Genomic DNA, 15,325 nt, shown 5'->3' with positions numbered 1-15,325 from the left:
CGCCATGAGGTCACAGCACTGCGCTGATGTTTGGCAACCCATGTGGAGCGGCGCGCCAGCGCCATTCCAACAAACATAAAATAAAATGGAGAATCAAGCGTGGCTAAATATTTCAATAAAAACAAGCTTGCACAGCTGACCGGGATCCTTCTGACAGGTGCGCTGCTGTCGCCTCTGGCCAACGCCGGAGAATTGAGTGGTGAAGTGGGCGTTGCCAACGACTACCGTTTCCGTGGTGTGTCCCAGACCGCCGGTGAATTTCAGGTTTCTGGCGGAATTGACTACTCAATGGAATCAGGTTTTTTCGTTGGAGCCTGGGCGAGTAATGTTGATTTTGATGGTTGCTCTACTTACTCAGATAACTCGGAAGACTGCACCGAAGCAGGTGATGAAGTCGACGCCAGCTTCGAGCTGGATGTGTATGCGGGTTATTATCATGAGGTGAATGAAAACCTGAGCTGGGATGTAACTCTCTATCGCTACAATTACCCAGGCGACAATCTGGATGCAGATTACTTTGAAGTAACCTTCGGATTCGATTTCCAAGGTGTAAGAACCGCTTATTGGTTTACCAATGATTACTATGGTTCAGGCCTTGACTACAACTACTTAGAAGTCAATTACAGCTGGGAGTTTGTTGAAAACTGGAGCCTTGATCTGCATGGCGGGTACAATTCAGGAGAAGCTGTTGATGAGTGGATGGGCGCTTACACAGACTACTCCATCGGCGTATCTACCGAGGTATTTGGAGTAGGTTTGTCCTTAGCTTGGCTCGATTCAACTATTAATGAAGAATTTGCAGTTAAGGACGGTGTAAGTAAAACCGAAGGCACTGTACTGGCAAGCGTAAGCTACGCTTTCTAAACCAAGCCCTTCCCAAGCACGCCTTAAGTGAGTTTTCATCGCTTCCGGCACCATAAAAAACCGCCTCTGCTGGCGGTTTTTTTATGGCATTTTTTAAGGGGCTTTTTTGAGCTTTTTACGGAGCTTTTACATCGCTTTGTCTACGGCGCTTTGTCTAAGCAGCTTTATCTACGGTGCTTTGCCCGCAGAGCTTTGCCTTCTGTGCTTGGCCGCCGCGTTTATTTGTGCGGCAGTATGCGCGGGATCCCGCCCTGATCGAGCTGACGCTTTAAATCGCGCCAGTGGTGACTGAGCTCGGTCAAAGGTTCGCGGCGCTCGGGAAAATGGCTGCGCATGTTTTCCATCAGTTTGGCTTGTTTGTCACACATCAGTGACCAGTCGCGGGCGTTGGTAAGTGGCATGGCGTTATCCTTAACAGGTTATCTCCGAACGGCTCGATCCTACTGGTAACAGATGGTAGCAGCTCATAACAGAGAGTGAGTGACTGAATCCCTTTCCTGTAAAACCTTAGTTGCCATAGGCCATTTGTTCAAGCGCATTTACTGAGAGGTATCTCACTTTTCAGCGCCGCACTTTAGGCGTATCTTAAGGAAAAACGGCCAAAGGATTTGTTATGACTGCCAACCTGTTGAAACTGCTGTTCATTGCCATCGGACTCTACCTTATCTACCGTCTTATCTTCAGCGGAAAAAAAGGCCTGACGCTGTTTGAAATGCATTTTAAAGACGGACGTCTAACCAACCACAGCGGTAAAATTCCGGAAAAATTTGAGCGTGAAAGCCGCAAGCTCGCCAAGGCGGAAAAGCTGACCTGCACCATACGTGCCGAGCGTCAGGGCGATGTGCGGCTGCATATCTCTGCCAATGTGTCGGATGAGATTGCCCAGCGACTGCGTAATCAGTTCCCGTTTGAACTCTATGATAAAAAATCAATCGATAACTCCCGACTGACGGGCTGATCCCCAAAGCTTCTGTTTCAAAGCAAAACGCCAGCCCCGCGCTGGCGTTTTGTTTTCTGCAAGGCGAGCAGCGTGCCTTATTCATTCACACTGTGAATATTTGAAATATAGCTCCCGGCATTTATCTGAATAATTGAGCTTTTTAATATTTCTGCATTGGCAAATGCCTACCCATCAAGGAGCACTACCATGCTGAAACTCAATCTCGTCTCTGTCGCCGTTATCTCTCTCTTGTCTGCAGCGCCAAGCTATGCGGGCGCAGGCGACAGCCATGGCGCCGGTCAGGATGAACACGCACTGACCACCAGCTTTGCCTATCAGGGCAAACCCGCCACCGAAGCCACAAAGGCTCATAATGCTGCCGTCGCCGCCGGTCTTAACTTTGCCGATCAGGAAGCCTTCAATAACACCCGGGCCAAGCTCATCGCCAAACTCGATGATGCCACCGCCGCGCTGCTGGCCGATAAGTTTGAATTTATCGGCGATGAGACCCCGGACACGGTCAATCCTTCTTTATACCGTCAAGCGCAGCTCAATAATGAGGCCTACGGCCTCTATGAAGTGCGTGACGGCATCTATCAGGTGCGTGGCACCGACCTTGCCAATATGAGCTTTGTGCGTACCGATAATGGCTGGATAGTCTTTGACCCGCTTACCACCTATGAGTCTGCCAAGGCAACCCTCGACTTTGCCCTGAAACACCTGCCCGGCGGCGATAAGCCGGTGGTGGCCATGGTCTATTCACATTCCCACGGCGATCACTTCGGTGGCTCTCGGGCGGTGGCCGAGCGCTTCCCCGGCGTGAAGGTGTACGGCTCGCACAATATCACCGCCGAAATGGTGGATGAGAACGTTCTCGCCGGCAATGCCATGGCGCGGCGGGTCTCCTATCAGTACGGCAATACCCTCTCCCAGGGCAACACGGGTATAGTCGATGCGGCGCTGTCCAATGGTATGGCCAAGGGGCAAATCACCTATGTGATGCCCCACTACGAAACCAATGCCCAGGGGCAAAAGTTTGAGAAACTGACTATCGACGGCCTCGACATCATCTTTATGGATGCCTCAGGCACCGAGGCTCCGTCCGAAGCCGTGGCCTATATCCCGTCGAAAAGGGCTATTTGGGGAGCCGAGGTGATGTATCACGGCATGCACAACATCTACACCCTGCGCGGTGCCAAGGTGCGTGATGCCCTTAAGTGGTCGAAAACCATCAATCAGATGATTGAAGCCTGGGGCGGCGAAGCCGAATTTCTGTTCACCGCCCACAGCGCCCCGGTGTGGGATAACGACAATATCCTGTCTTATATGAAACTGCAGCGGGACAACTACGGTTTTGTCCATAACCAGTCACTGCGTCTGGCAAATTCTGGTGTAGTGATGCAGGACATAGGCTGGGAGATCCAAAAGGTTATCCCCGACAGCATCCAGCAGGCCTGGCACACCAACGGTTACCACGGCACCTACAGCCACAACGCCCGCGCCGTGTACAACATGTATCTGGGTTACTTCGACATGAATCCGGCTAACCTCAACCCTCTGCCGACCAGAGAAGAAGCAACTAAGTTCGTTGAATACATGGGTGGTGCAAAGTCGGTGCTGAAAAAGGCCAAGAAGGATTTCAGCCAGGGCGAATACCACTTTGTTGCCACCGCACTGAACAAGGTAGTGATTGCCGAGCCTGGAAACAAGGAAGCACGCAACCTGCTGGCCGATACTTATGAGCAATTAGGTTATCAGTCTGAAGGTGCGGGCTGGCGCAATGTGTATCTCTCGGGCGCGCAGGAGCTGAGGATTGGCATCCAGAGCGGCGAAATCAAAGCGGCCTCCGCCGATGTGATAGCCAATATGCCTGTCACCAGCCTGCTGGACTACATGGCCATCAAGATTGACTCGGTGAAGGCTCAGAAGCACAGCTTTGGGATAAACCTGGTGCTACCGGATATCAACGAGACCATTTATGTGGAGCTTGCCAACGGTAACCTCAGTAACATCAAGGTCGACAAACCCAAGGCCGGTGCTAACCTGACCGTGACCTTAAACAACCAGGATGCAATTGCCATGAACCTTGGCAAGGTATCACTCAAGCAGCTGTTTGAAGCCGGCAAAGCCAGCTACGAAGGCGATGTGCAGCTTCTCGATACCCTAAAGAGCCTGATGGTGGACTTTGACCCACGCTTCGAAATCGTGCCCCTGCCCACTCAGGCCGAGGCCGATGCCAATCAGAAAATCTATTACCAAGCCCAGCCACAACATGACGACACGCACTGGGGGCGCAGACATCAGCACTGAGCACTGAAGCCCGGCACGGGAGCAAGGTTTAACCGCCCCCGCGACAGGTTTCAAAGACAAGAGGCAGCCCTGGCTGCCTCTTTGATTTTCAAGCAGATAAAGTTACCTTATTAGCCAATCGGTCATCCATTGGGTCTGCCATGGGACAATTCAGTAAACTTGACCTGAACCTGCTTCGGGTATTTCTGTGTGTATATCAGCAACAATCCTTTTCCCGGGCGGCGGATATGCTGGGATTGACCCAATCCTCAGTCAGCAATGCGGTGCAGCGTCTCAAGTCGCAAATCGGCGAGGAGCTGTTTGTCAGAGCGGGACGAGGCATTACCCCCACCGCGGCAGCCCATCAACTGTATCGGGGCTTATCCCATGCGATGGACGATATTTCCGCGTCACTGGATGCTTTCAATCAGTTTGACCCGCACACCAGCACCCGCCAGTTTACGGTTTACACCTATGAGGCCGCGTCCCACACCCTGCAACCGGCACTGGCGCCGCTTTTGAGCGGATTGGCATTGGGAATAGTCTTTAAAGACATGACCTCCCATCCCGAACATGTCTATCAGGCGCTCTACAGTGGCAGCGCCGATATGGTGATAGACATCTTGCCTCCCGCAGGCAACAACCTGAAAAGTCAGCTGCTGATTGAAGAGCAGTTTGTCTGCGTCGCCGCCAAAGACCATCCGAGGCTTAACGGCAGCCTGAGCACCGAGCAATTTGCAGCCGAACGCCACTGTATCCTTAACCTCAACCGACGCGGCTTGAGCCTTGGCGAAATATTCTGTGAAGAGCCTTTGCCGGAAAGGCGCATTTACTGTGAGAACAGCAGTGAAATCAGCATGATGGCCAGCATTTCCCGCAGTGATGCCATCGGCATAGCCCCGCTTCGGCTCGCCCAGTCCTTTGCCCCCATGTTGCAGCTACAGCTGTTACCCTTCCCGTTTAAAAGCCGCCCAATCCCGGTTTACATGGTCTGGCCAAGGCGGCTGGACAATCAGCCCGCCCACCGCTGGCTGAGAGACACCCTCAAGCATGCGGTAAGCGCTCTCAAACCTTAAAATAACATTAAATTTATTTTCAATTACCGATCAATGCCTTAGCCTGGAAATCACTACAAAACAAAATGCTAACCATTCCTATTTGTATTTTTAACACCTAGAATGTCTGCCGTTTGAATGACACATCAAGATGGGAATGAAGATGAACAAAGCAAAGTTTGGCTTGTCGGCCGTTGCGCTAATGATGGCGGTATTCAGTCAGCAGGGCGTTGCCGGTGAAGACCTGTTCGGCTACCTCAAAGGTGCCGAAGCCCTGCCCCAGGGCGCATCGGAGCTGTACCAAAAAGTCACCCTGCGTGACGGCAAAAGCCAGGGCAGTTATCAGGGCATCGACTTTGAAACCGAATTCGAATACGGCTTCAGCAACAAGTTCTCCTCGTCGTTTTCGGCCAAGTTTATGTCGCTGGATACCTCTGGCCTCGCGGTCGACGGCTATCTGCCCGGCGCCAAAGACATCGACTTCAAGGCCTCCGGCATTGAAGCAGGCATGGCCTACATGTTCTTAAGCCCGGCCAAGGACGATATCGGCCTGCAGATGAGCATGTCGCTGGATTACGACTGGATTGATAAGCACTCGGGCTACGACAAGGACACCCTGTCGCTGGAAGTGGGTCTGCAAACCCAGAAATACCTGCTCGAAGGCGAGCTGGTATGGCTTGGCAACATGGCGGTGGAAAGCACCTATGCCAAGCGAGCGCCCATCGATAATCTGCCGGAAGACTTTGACTGGCCGACCGAACCTGAGATGGAAATCGAGCTTAAGTTTGGCACGGGCCTCAGTTACCGCTTCGCGCCCAACTGGTTTGTCAGCGCCGAAGTGCTTTACGAAACCGAGTTTGAGACCGAAGTGGGTCAGGAGCGTTGGTCCTGGTTTGCCGGCCCCTCTCTCCACTACGGCAGCGCCAACTGGTGGGCGACGCTCACCTGGCTGCCACAACTCGCCGGTGGCGGAGAGCAGTTCGATGGCCAGGACACCAGCCTGCACCTGATCGAGAAAACCGAGCAGGAATGGCGCTTTAAGGTTGCCTACAACTTCTGATCCGCAAAGGGGCACGCACTGTGCCCCTTTCAAAAGCATGACTTTTCAGTTTTTGGGAGAATGACGATGTCTGAATCTCTATTCAACAACAGCTTATGGTTTATTCCGATGGCGCTTGTCGCAGCCCCCGCAATCGCCACCGACTACCTGAGCATCCCTCAGGCGCAGCAGCTGCTGTTTGCCCAGGCCAATCAGTTCAGTGAGCGCCCGACCCTGCTCAGCGACGATGCCCGCGATGCCATCAAGTCCCGCGCCGGTACCCGCCAACGCCAGAGCAATCAACCCATCTGGCGCGCCGAAAAGGATGGCGAGTTTCTGGGCTGGTTTATCGTCGATGACGTGATTGGCAAGCATGAATACATCACCTATGCCACCGCCATCAGCCCCACCGGCGAAGTGCTGGGTATCGAAGTGCTGAGCTACCGCGAGACCCACGGCGGCGAAGTCAGGGAGCAAAGCTGGCGCGCCAATTTCAAGGGCAAAACCCTCAAAGACCCGTTCAAGCTCGATGAAGATGTGCCCAACATCAGCGGCGCAACCCTGAGTTGCCGTAACCTGCTGGATGGCGTCAAGCGACTGCTCACCATACACGAGCTATACCTGACAAAAGATGCCTGAACGCCCTGAGTCGTTGCGCCGAGCCAGACCCCTGCTTGGCACCTTCACCGACATCCGTATCATAGATGCGGGCAGCGCCTGCCCGCAGTCGGCAATAGAGGCCGCCTTCATGGCGATGAAATCGATCGATGAGGCACTCTCGTTTCATCGGCCGGACAGCGAGCTGTCACGGCTCAATGCCCATCCGGGCAGCTGGCAGCCCATGGGCCGCCATGGCCTGAGGCTGCTGAAACTCGCGCAAATCTTGGGCAGGCACAGCGACGACGGCTTCAACGTCACAGTGGGCGGCGAACTCGTTGCCGCAGGTGCCCTGCCACGCCACGTTAGCCATACTTTTATCCCCATGGGCAACTGGCAGGATATCGAGCTTAAACCCGGGCATGCCAGGCTTCGACGCCCGGTGCTGATAACCCTCGATGGCATCGCCAAGGGTTATGCGGTGGATTTGGCGATAGCGAGCCTTAAGCGCCATGGCGTGCAAGGCGCCTCGGTGAACGCTGGCGGCGATCTGCGGGTGTTTGGCGAAACGGCTATTCGCATCGTACTAAGACACGATAATGGCTTAGCGCTTGGAAACGATAACGGCTTAGTACTTAGAAACGATAACGGCGTAGCGCTTGGAAACGAAAAGGGTATATCGCAAGTGCTTTGGCTTAAAAATGCCGCCATCGCCAGCTCTCGCCACGGCGGCAAAGAAGATGCACGTTTTGCCTCGCGGATTATTACCGGCAACGCCATGCCTGAAAGCGCGCAGCTTCACAGCGTTATCGCCCCCTTTGCCTGGCGCGCCGATGCGCTGACCAAAATAGCCGCCAGCGGTAATGAGGCAAAGCTTTTACGCCTTGGCGGCCGCCGTGCCGACCGCCGTGCCGACCGCCGTGCCGACCAGAGTCTTCTTAAGGTTTGATAATGAAAAAACTCAATGGCTATCCCGATTGGTTCTTCTATCTCCTCCTTGGCGCCATGCTGATGAGCGCCCTCACTGGCCTTGCGCTGTTTCCCTGGGTGATGGAATTCAAACTGGAATGGGAGCTTGGCAGCACTTTGCCGGGCAGCATGCGCCTGCCGATAGTCAGCAGCCATGCATTGGCATCCTTTATCCTGCTGATGCTGCTTGGCGCCCTGTGGCAGGTGCACATACGCGCAGGCTGGCGCCGGCGGGAAAATCACAAAAGCGGCCTGATGCTGGCGCTGTCACTACTGCTGCTGATGTTGACTGGCACCGGGCTTTATTATCTGAGCAGCAGCGATTGGCAGCTCAGTGCAAGCCTTATTCACTCGGCCGCCGGGCTGATGCTGAGCCTTGGATTTATCTGGCATTGGATTGCCGGGCGCAGGATAAGGCTCGGCCTCATCGCACGCGCCAAGCATCGATAGTAAAAGCATTGACAATAAAAACATCGGCAATAAAAGCATCAGCAATACGGAGATGTGCCTTAAAAAGGCTTGGCACAAAAAAACCAAGCCCCGTGTAAAAGCAGAGCCCATATGCTCAGTAAGTAAACCCAGCAAGCGGGCTGCGACAAGCCGGATTATTTGCGCTCAAGCGCGTCGTCTTTCATCAGCTGATCGTTATGGGTTTTCATCGGGTCGGCCTCGGGCGCAGCCGTATCAGACACCTTTTCCTCTTCAACGCTGACCCCTTCCCACTCAAACGACTCGCAGCCACCAAGCAAGGCGGTGCTTAACAGGGTAACGGGCAGCAAAAGTGCGGTTTTTCTTATCACAAACATCTCCTTTGTATTCAAATCTTCTCTGGCATCAAACGTCACAGAGCCTTCGCCGCAAACAGCCATCATCGCGAAAAGCCAATGCCGCAAACAGCCGGCTTAAACATCCAGGTTTACCGGCTAAAGAGTAAAGGCCGGAAGGCTTAGCATAAAGAAGGCGCAAAGAGTGTTATCCCCGCGCCTTGCTGACTGTTAAGAGTCTCTTATCTTTGAAAAAGTTCCTCAAGGTGCCTGACGGCCCTGTTCCTCAAGGCCCGGGCGGCACCATTCCTCAAGGCCAGGGCGGCTCTGATCCTCAAGGTGCCTAACGGCCCTTTGGGGCAAAATGAGTGCGACCAGCTCATCAATGCGGCTGTCGCTCAATTGGCGGTAATCGAAATAGGGGCAAACAATAATCCGGCGCTGGATATCGATGGCAAAGGATTCATTAAGCCAGCTAAGCCGTATTCCACGCTGTGGCTCGGATGAAAGTGCCTTGCCGTAACCCCGGCCCATCACTATGTATAGCGAAGGCGCTTCGGCCAAAGCCTTTTGTGCGCTTGCTGCAGTCAATGCCTTGTGCGCACCTTCAGCAGTCAGTGCCTTGTGCGCTCCGGTATCAGCCACAGGCGGCGGGCTAAACAGCAGCGCAGTGCCGGAGCCGGGCCTTAGCAATCTGGCATCGCGGTACGCTTGCCAGCTTGGATATTCAAGAACTTGTGCTAGAAGTGGCCCAAGATGCGGTGCAAGCAAAGCCGCATCATCAGACGCGGCTTCCGTTTCATCCTGCTGGCGTCGCCATTCAGTTGCCAATGCCCACAATAGCTTGGCGTAGACATTAAACACCTTGCGCCAGCCATTGCCGCAGGCCTGGCCGATAGCCGCAATTTCGCCATCGACCAGCCCCTGAAACCCCGAAAGCTCGTCCAGATGCATAAAGGCCGGCCGCTTATCGATGCAGGCTGCAATCCGGTATTGGGCATCGCCAAGACCCGTATTTATGTCGCTTTTCATGCGATTATTCCGGCTCAGGTTCATGAGGCCGGGCTGCTTTGCTGACTCTCGTCGCCGCCAAGCACCTGACGATAGATACTGAGTACCCGCTCGGCATGGTCCTGTACCGTAATTTCAGGCAGTTGGCCCGCCAGACGCTGCAGGGTCAAGCGATGATTTTCATCCCGCAGGTTGCAGTAGGCGGCCACCAGCTGCTGCGCCTGATTGAGCGGCAGAATATCAAGCTCTGCCGCCGTCTGGAAAATCCGCACATTGTCAGACCAGACGGTAAGCTCCGGATGCTCATGGCTGCCCGCAAGCACCAGATACTGGGCAATAAATTCGATGTCGGCGATGCCGCCGGGGCTTTGCTTCAGGTCAAACAAACCGGCATCGACACTGAGAAGGTGCTCGCGCATCTTGATGCGCATGTCCCGCACCTCGGTCTTGAGCGTGGCTTTATCCCGCGTCTTGCCGAGCACCTCGGCGCGAATTTCGCTGAAACGCGCCGCCAGGCTGTTATCGCCAAACACAAAGCGCGAACGCACCAGCGCCTGATGCTCCCAGGTCCAGGCTTCGTCGCGCTGATATTCGCCAAAGCGCTCGATTTCACTCACCAGCAGTCCAGAAGCGCCGGAGGGCCGCAGGCGCATATCGACCTCATACAGCTCACCCGAGGTGGTGCGGGTAGAAAAGAGATGCAAAATCCGCTGCGCAAGCTTGATATAAAAGTGGCCGACTTCAATCTGGCGCTCACCGTTCGTCACGCCGCTGCCCTGATGATTGTGCAAAAACACCAGATCCAGATCCGAGCCATACCCAAGCTCTATGCCGCCAAGCTTGCCATAGGCCACCACCGCAAAGCCCATGTCACCGGGTTCAAGCGCAGGCGGCACGCCATGGCGGGCAGCCACCTGCCCCCAGGCCTGATGCACCACCTGCTCGATAATGGCCTCAGCCAAAAAGGTTAAGTGATCGCTTACCTGCATAATTGGCAGCACCCCGGTCACATCGGCGGCGGCAATCTTAAGCTGCTGCGTGAGCTTAAACTGTCGCAGCGCCTCCATTTGCTGCTCCATGTCATCTTCGGGAACCCTGAGCAGATATTGGCGCAGTTCACTGCCGTAGTCATCGAGCGAGGTGATGTCATACAGCGCCGCCGGATCGATAAGCTCATCCAGCAGCATGGGGAATTTTGCCAGCTGATCGGCAATCCAGGGGCTGGCGCAGCACAGGCTCACCAACTGGGCCCGGGCGCCGGGGTTTTCGCACAGAAGCTCAAGGTACGTAGTGCGGGTCAGCACCTGCTCGACCACGTTGAACACAGGCGCAAATGCCGCCGAGGGTTTGGGCATGATCACCAGCTCACCGAGCAGCTTGGGCATCATCCGGTCGAGTGTCTCACGGCCGCGCGGACCTATGGGGCGACGGGCCATGGTTTCGCGCCAGGCTTTAAGCAGCGGCCAAAACTCCGCATCGTCGATTTGCTGATCTTTCAGCAGTGCCTCTGCGTGATCTTCTTCCTGCACATTCCAGAACTGCCAGGTCCAGTGCTCATGATTGTCTTCGGTTTCTTCACCGCCAACGGTGGCGCGAAAATGCTTGTGAATTTTGGCCATGGCCGCCTCGATATGGGCGCGCAGGTCAAATTCATTCGCCATCTCAAGGGCATGGCATAAACGCTGCCAGTCGAGCGGGTTGTCGGGCAGGGTCTGGGTTTGCTTATCGTCTATGGCCTGCAGCAGGTTTTCGACCCGCCTTAACAGCTCATAGGCATTTTTAAGCTCATCCACCGCCAGATATTCAAGCTGCCCCAGGCTGTAGAGGGTATCGATGGCGCCAAACAGGCTTTGGGTGCGCAGGCTTGGCTCGCGCCCGCCACGGATAAGCTGAAAGCTTTGCACCACGAACTCCACTTCGCGGATGCCGCCGGCACCGAGTTTGATGTTATCGGTGAGCTGACGGCGGCGCACTTCCTGGGCAATCATCTGCTTCATCCTTCGCAGCGATTCAATGGCCGAAAAATCGATGTAACGGCGATACACAAAGGGGCGCAGCAGGCTGTGCAGCTCGTCGCTGTAGCCACTCCAGGGCCCGAGCGAGCGCGCCTTGACCATGGCGTAACGCTCCCAGTCACGGCCCTGCTCCTGATAATAATCCTCAAGGGCGCTGAAACTGACCACCAGCGGGCCGCTGTCGCCATAGGGACGCAGGCGCATATCGACCCGAAACACAAAACCATCGGCGGTTACCTGCGACAGCAAATTCACGAGCCGCTGCCCCATTCGGATAAAAAACTGCTGGTTATCCAGCGTTTTACGCCCGCCTTGGGTCTCGCCGTGCTCAGGAAAGGTGAAAATCAGGTCGATGTCAGACGAAAAGTTAAGCTCGCGGCCGCCAAGCTTGCCCATGCCAAGGATCATCAAAGGCTGCGGCTTGCCATTGGCATCGGTCGGGGTGCCGAGTGACTGACACATGTCTTTATAAAGCCAGTCGCGGGCGGCAATAATCAGCGCTTCGGCGAGCGCCGAAATGTCCAGCAGCGACTCTTTAAGCGCCACCTGTCCGGTAAAGTCACGCCACGCCAGCCGCACCATCTGCAAATTGCGGTAGCGGCGCAGCACCGCCTTGGCCTCATCTTCGCTGCTTACCGACTCAAGCTCGCGGTGCAGCTCTTTATCAAAGCAGGCGCGCTCCACTTTGTTGAGTAGCCCCTGCTGGAGCAAGGCAATCCGCTCGGGATGTCGCAAAAGCTCCCTGGCAATAAAATCACTGAGCCCGGTTATCCGTTTAAGCTCGGCGCAGGCCGCGCCATCAAGCAGCGCAGCGCCCTCGGGCCAGCGCTCATTCAAAGCGGCAAAAAACGCCTCGCCCTTGGCCAGGATCTGCGGTGTGATTTCTGTCTGATGTGGCTTGGACATACAATTCCCTGACAAACTGAGTATCGACATATTATGTCGAGAGTGATATAGCTAGTGCCATGCGTTGGCATTGCAAAGGCGTGCTTAAACATCCATGCGGCCCGGGTCCAACACCCAGTTCTCGCATCCTGGCGACAAAAGCACGCTGCAAAGGCCCGCCTGCGATTAAGGTTACTATAAACCCTCCGCCTTCAACCATGGAATAAACCGATAATATTCCCAGATTTTTAACCGGGCAGCGCAGGTAATCAGCACTTCGGGAGGTAGAAGTTAGATGGCAACATGGCGTCATACCCTGGCAAGCATCACGCTGGCCGCGTCGCTGCTGGGTTTAAGCGGCTGCTCTGATAATCAGGCCAAACTTGAGGCGGCGCAGGCTCAGGAAATCAGTCAATACCAACGGCTTGCCGGCGAGCGTATCGCAGCCTTGGGTGAGCTGCTCGATAAAGGCGAAGTGCGAAATGCGACCCTTATCCGCCACTACAGCGAGCGTATCAAGGCAGCCGACCCAAGCCTTGCGCCAATTGTTGATGCACTGGAAAAAGATGGCGGCCGCGGCCCCTTGTATCAAAACCTTGAGCGGCGCTTGGCCGAAAGTGAGGATCCAAACCGTTTCAGCGATAACAGCCTGCGTCTCGCAGAGACTGAAAACCTGTATCAGGCGGCCGACCCTGCGCTTTACAACGACATGCTGTCCGATCCGCTGAACGCCCTCGCCGATATGTCTGGCGGCACCCTGCCCCGGGTCAGCGCCATCAGCCGCGAAGCCGAAATTGCTGCCACGGGCGACGACCTCGGCGCAGGCAGTCAGCTTATCGGCAACCCAGCCTATGGTGAGTGGCAAACCCCTAGCGATGGCACCTCCTTCTGGGCCTGGTATGGCATGTACGCCATGTTCTCAAACCTTATCAACCGGCCTGTTTACTACGACACCTGGGCCGGCAGGCGCCATTACAGCTATTACCATGATGTGGGCCGCTATCGTTACAGCTCGCCAAGGGACTTGCTGCGCCAGCAGCAGGTGTTTACCGAAACCAAAAAACGCTTTGATAATCAGGGCAAACGCTTTGACAGCCCCTACGCCAAGGTGCGAACCGGTGCCAGCGGTCTGTCGCGTCAGAGTCAGCAGGCCCCTACTGTCGCCCAGGCTGCGAAAACCAGTGCCCAGAAACTAAGCGCACAAAAAGAAGGCTCTGAAAAACAAAAGTTTCGCTCAAACTACTCCAAAAGCGGCAACTACCGAAAGTCCTCAGGCAGCAAACGCAGCTTCAGGCGCAGATAACGGCCGTTTCGGGCACAGATAAAAGCACACCACAGAATTAAGGAACAAGGACTCCACCATGATGCTCTTAGAAAACCACGGCCTGCCGCAGGAGCTTTTGATAATCCTCGGCATCGATTTGGCCATCGCCGTGCTGCTGCTCACCGCCATGCGTTACCTGCAGGGCTGGAGCGTTAACGTCAATAGCAGTAAAGAGCTGGCCGAAAAAGACAACTTCGCCTTTGGGATAAGCACCGCCGGCGCAGTGCTGGCGCTTGGCATAGTGCTCACCGGCGCCATCACAGGCGCGCCCGCAAGCGACTATGTGACCGAGGCCATCGGCGTTACCGCATACGGCCTCTTTGGCATGCTGCTTATTAAGGTCGGCCGGGTGATGCACGATAAAATCGCCCTCAACAACATCGACAAAAACACCTTTATCCTCAAAGGCAATGTTTCTGTGGCGCTGGTGGATGCAGCGGCGGCCGTGGCCACCGCCATTATCATCCGCGCCAGCCTGCTGTGGGTCGAAGATTTAACCCTCAACACCTTTATCGCCATCGTCAGCGCGTTTTTGATTGCCCAGCTGATGCTGGTGCTCCTGACCCGGATGCGGGAAAACCGCTTTGCCTCGCGTAATCAGGGCGCCTGCATGCAGGATGCGCTCGCCAAAGGCCACACGGCGCTCGCCATCCGCCATGCAGGCCACATGCTGGCCATGGCATTAAGCTTCAACGCCGCCAGTCACTTTGTGATTTATTCACCCACAGGTTATGTGAGTAACCTGCTGGGGTGGTTTGCCTTTTCCATCATCATGCTGCTAAGCCTCACCGTGCTGCTGACCCTGGTCAAAGCCATGGTGCTGGCGCGCATTCGCCTTGCCGATGAGATTGAGCGTCAGCACAATGTGGGGCTTGCGGCGGTGGAAGTGGCCATCAGTATCTCAATTGCACTTATCCTGACGGCACTGATGGCCTAAGTCATCCAGCGCCATCGGCTAACACACAAGGACGTCGCCGATTACCCTGTGCGCTACCCAAATGACAACGCCTGAACTAAAAGGCAGTTGTTACAGGAAGCGCTATGGCAATGCAGTTCGGCAGCGATGAAAAAACCGCCAAAATAACACTTGACATATTATGTCCCAGTGTTATTTTGAACACAGACATAATATGTCAAAGAGGACGACTATGAATATCCACGCCATCGCCAACCACCTCAACGGACTGGGTGACAACAGCCAGACGGGTTTTCGGTTTGACTGTTATCCCATCGAAGGAGATGTGGAGGTGCTGCAGGTCAATATCGTAGGCCGGGAGGAGATCCCAATTTTTGTGTCGGTGACCGACAACCAGGTGCTGTGCATCAGCTACCTGTGGGGTGAAGACGAAGTCAAACCCGAGACCCGCGCCGAAATGTTTGAAACCATGTTGGAGCTGAACATTCCCATGCCACTGTCGGCCTTTGCCAAAATTGACGACAAATACGTGGTGTACGGGGCGTTGTCACTCAAATCCAGCATGGCCGAAATTGAACAGGAACTCAGCGTCCTGTCAGACAACTGTCTGGAAGTTATTGCCGAAATGGTCGATTACCTGAACTGAGGAGCAAGATT

Annotated in this window: 15 protein-coding genes; 11 read left to right on the top strand and 4 right to left on the bottom strand. The window is 55.0% G+C overall.

Annotation, left to right across the window (positions count from 1 at the left end; genetic code table 11):
* Nucleotides 1-99: 99 nt before the first annotated feature.
* On the top strand, nt 100-864 hold the full coding sequence (locus KJI95_RS08510) for a TorF family putative porin (RefSeq protein ID WP_214506745.1): 765 nt from the start codon (nt 100-102) through the stop codon (nt 862-864).
* Nucleotides 865-1,082: 218 nt separating this feature from the next.
* Here KJI95_RS08510 and KJI95_RS08505 read toward each other — a convergent pair whose 3' ends face one another.
* The gene (locus KJI95_RS08505; protein ID WP_214506744.1) at nt 1,083-1,265 is read right to left on the bottom strand and encodes a cysteine hydrolase family protein; all 183 of its coding nucleotides are present in this window, start codon (nt 1,263-1,265) and stop codon (nt 1,083-1,085) included.
* A gap of 212 nt (nt 1,266-1,477) precedes the next feature.
* Between KJI95_RS08505 and KJI95_RS08500 the strand changes: the two genes are divergently transcribed.
* The 7 genes from KJI95_RS08500 (at nt 1,478) to KJI95_RS08470 (ending at nt 8,203) form a co-directional block, all read left to right on the top strand.
* Nucleotides 1,478-1,822 (top strand): DUF3634 family protein, encoded by a 345-nt coding sequence (locus KJI95_RS08500; RefSeq protein WP_214506743.1) that lies wholly within the window; start codon nt 1,478-1,480, stop codon nt 1,820-1,822.
* Between the two features lie 192 nt (nt 1,823-2,014).
* Nucleotides 2,015-4,114 (top strand): alkyl/aryl-sulfatase, encoded by a 2,100-nt coding sequence (locus KJI95_RS08495; RefSeq protein WP_432653793.1) that lies wholly within the window; start codon nt 2,015-2,017, stop codon nt 4,112-4,114.
* Nucleotides 4,115-4,254: 140 nt separating this feature from the next.
* Nucleotides 4,255-5,169: a LysR family transcriptional regulator gene (locus tag KJI95_RS08490; RefSeq protein ID WP_214506741.1), complete on the top strand. Its 915-nt coding sequence runs from the start codon at nt 4,255-4,257 to the stop codon at nt 5,167-5,169.
* Between the two features lie 142 nt (nt 5,170-5,311).
* On the top strand, nt 5,312-6,208 hold the full coding sequence (locus KJI95_RS08485; RefSeq protein WP_214506740.1) for a DUF6662 family protein: 897 nt from the start codon (nt 5,312-5,314) through the stop codon (nt 6,206-6,208).
* Between the two features lie 66 nt (nt 6,209-6,274).
* Nucleotides 6,275-6,826 carry an FMN-binding protein gene (locus KJI95_RS08480; RefSeq protein WP_214506739.1) on the top strand — a complete coding sequence of 184 codons (552 nt, stop codon included), beginning with the start codon at nt 6,275-6,277 and terminating at the stop codon, nt 6,824-6,826.
* Entirely contained in the window at nt 6,819-7,733 is a 915-nt protein-coding gene (locus tag KJI95_RS08475; protein WP_214506738.1) for an FAD:protein FMN transferase, read from the top strand. The genes KJI95_RS08480 and KJI95_RS08475 overlap by 8 nt, the downstream gene beginning before the upstream one ends.
* Before the next feature lie 2 nt (nt 7,734-7,735).
* Complete coding sequence (locus KJI95_RS08470) at nt 7,736-8,203, top strand: hypothetical protein (protein WP_214506737.1); 468 nt, start codon at nt 7,736-7,738, stop codon at nt 8,201-8,203.
* Nucleotides 8,204-8,358: 155 nt separating this feature from the next.
* Here the strand turns inward: KJI95_RS08470 and KJI95_RS08465 are convergent, their stop codons facing one another.
* The 3 genes from KJI95_RS08465 to glnE all read right to left on the bottom strand — a co-directional run bounded on the left by KJI95_RS08465 (nt 8,359) and on the right by glnE (nt 12,449).
* Nucleotides 8,359-8,553, bottom strand: coding sequence for a hypothetical protein (locus KJI95_RS08465; RefSeq protein ID WP_214506736.1), 195 nt, complete (start codon nt 8,551-8,553; stop codon nt 8,359-8,361).
* A gap of 225 nt (nt 8,554-8,778) precedes the next feature.
* A complete protein-coding gene (locus tag KJI95_RS08460; RefSeq protein WP_214506735.1) occupies nt 8,779-9,549 on the bottom strand; it encodes a DUF6942 family protein in 771 nt (256 codons plus the stop codon).
* Between the two features lie 20 nt (nt 9,550-9,569).
* Nucleotides 9,570-12,449: a bifunctional [glutamate--ammonia ligase]-adenylyl-L-tyrosine phosphorylase/[glutamate--ammonia-ligase] adenylyltransferase gene (glnE, locus tag KJI95_RS08455; protein WP_214506734.1), complete on the bottom strand. Its 2,880-nt coding sequence runs from the start codon at nt 12,447-12,449 to the stop codon at nt 9,570-9,572.
* A gap of 274 nt (nt 12,450-12,723) precedes the next feature.
* Here glnE and KJI95_RS08450 point away from each other — a divergent pair, with 274 nt between their 5' ends.
* From KJI95_RS08450 to KJI95_RS08440, 3 genes are all read left to right on the top strand, one after another.
* Nucleotides 12,724-13,731 carry a hypothetical protein gene (locus tag KJI95_RS08450; RefSeq protein WP_214506733.1) on the top strand — a complete coding sequence of 336 codons (1,008 nt, stop codon included), beginning with the start codon at nt 12,724-12,726 and terminating at the stop codon, nt 13,729-13,731.
* Nucleotides 13,732-13,789: 58 nt separating this feature from the next.
* Complete coding sequence (locus KJI95_RS08445; protein ID WP_214506732.1) at nt 13,790-14,689, top strand: DUF350 domain-containing protein; 900 nt, start codon at nt 13,790-13,792, stop codon at nt 14,687-14,689.
* Between the two features lie 211 nt (nt 14,690-14,900).
* Complete coding sequence (locus tag KJI95_RS08440) at nt 14,901-15,314, top strand: YjfI family protein (protein ID WP_214506731.1); 414 nt, start codon at nt 14,901-14,903, stop codon at nt 15,312-15,314.
* The last annotated feature ends 11 nt before the right edge of the window (nt 15,315-15,325 follow it).

The organism is Shewanella jiangmenensis (assembly GCF_018596335.1).
GTDB lineage: Bacteria > Pseudomonadota > Gammaproteobacteria > Enterobacterales > Shewanellaceae > Shewanella > Shewanella jiangmenensis.
This window is presented reverse-complemented; position numbering and strand designations above follow the sequence as displayed.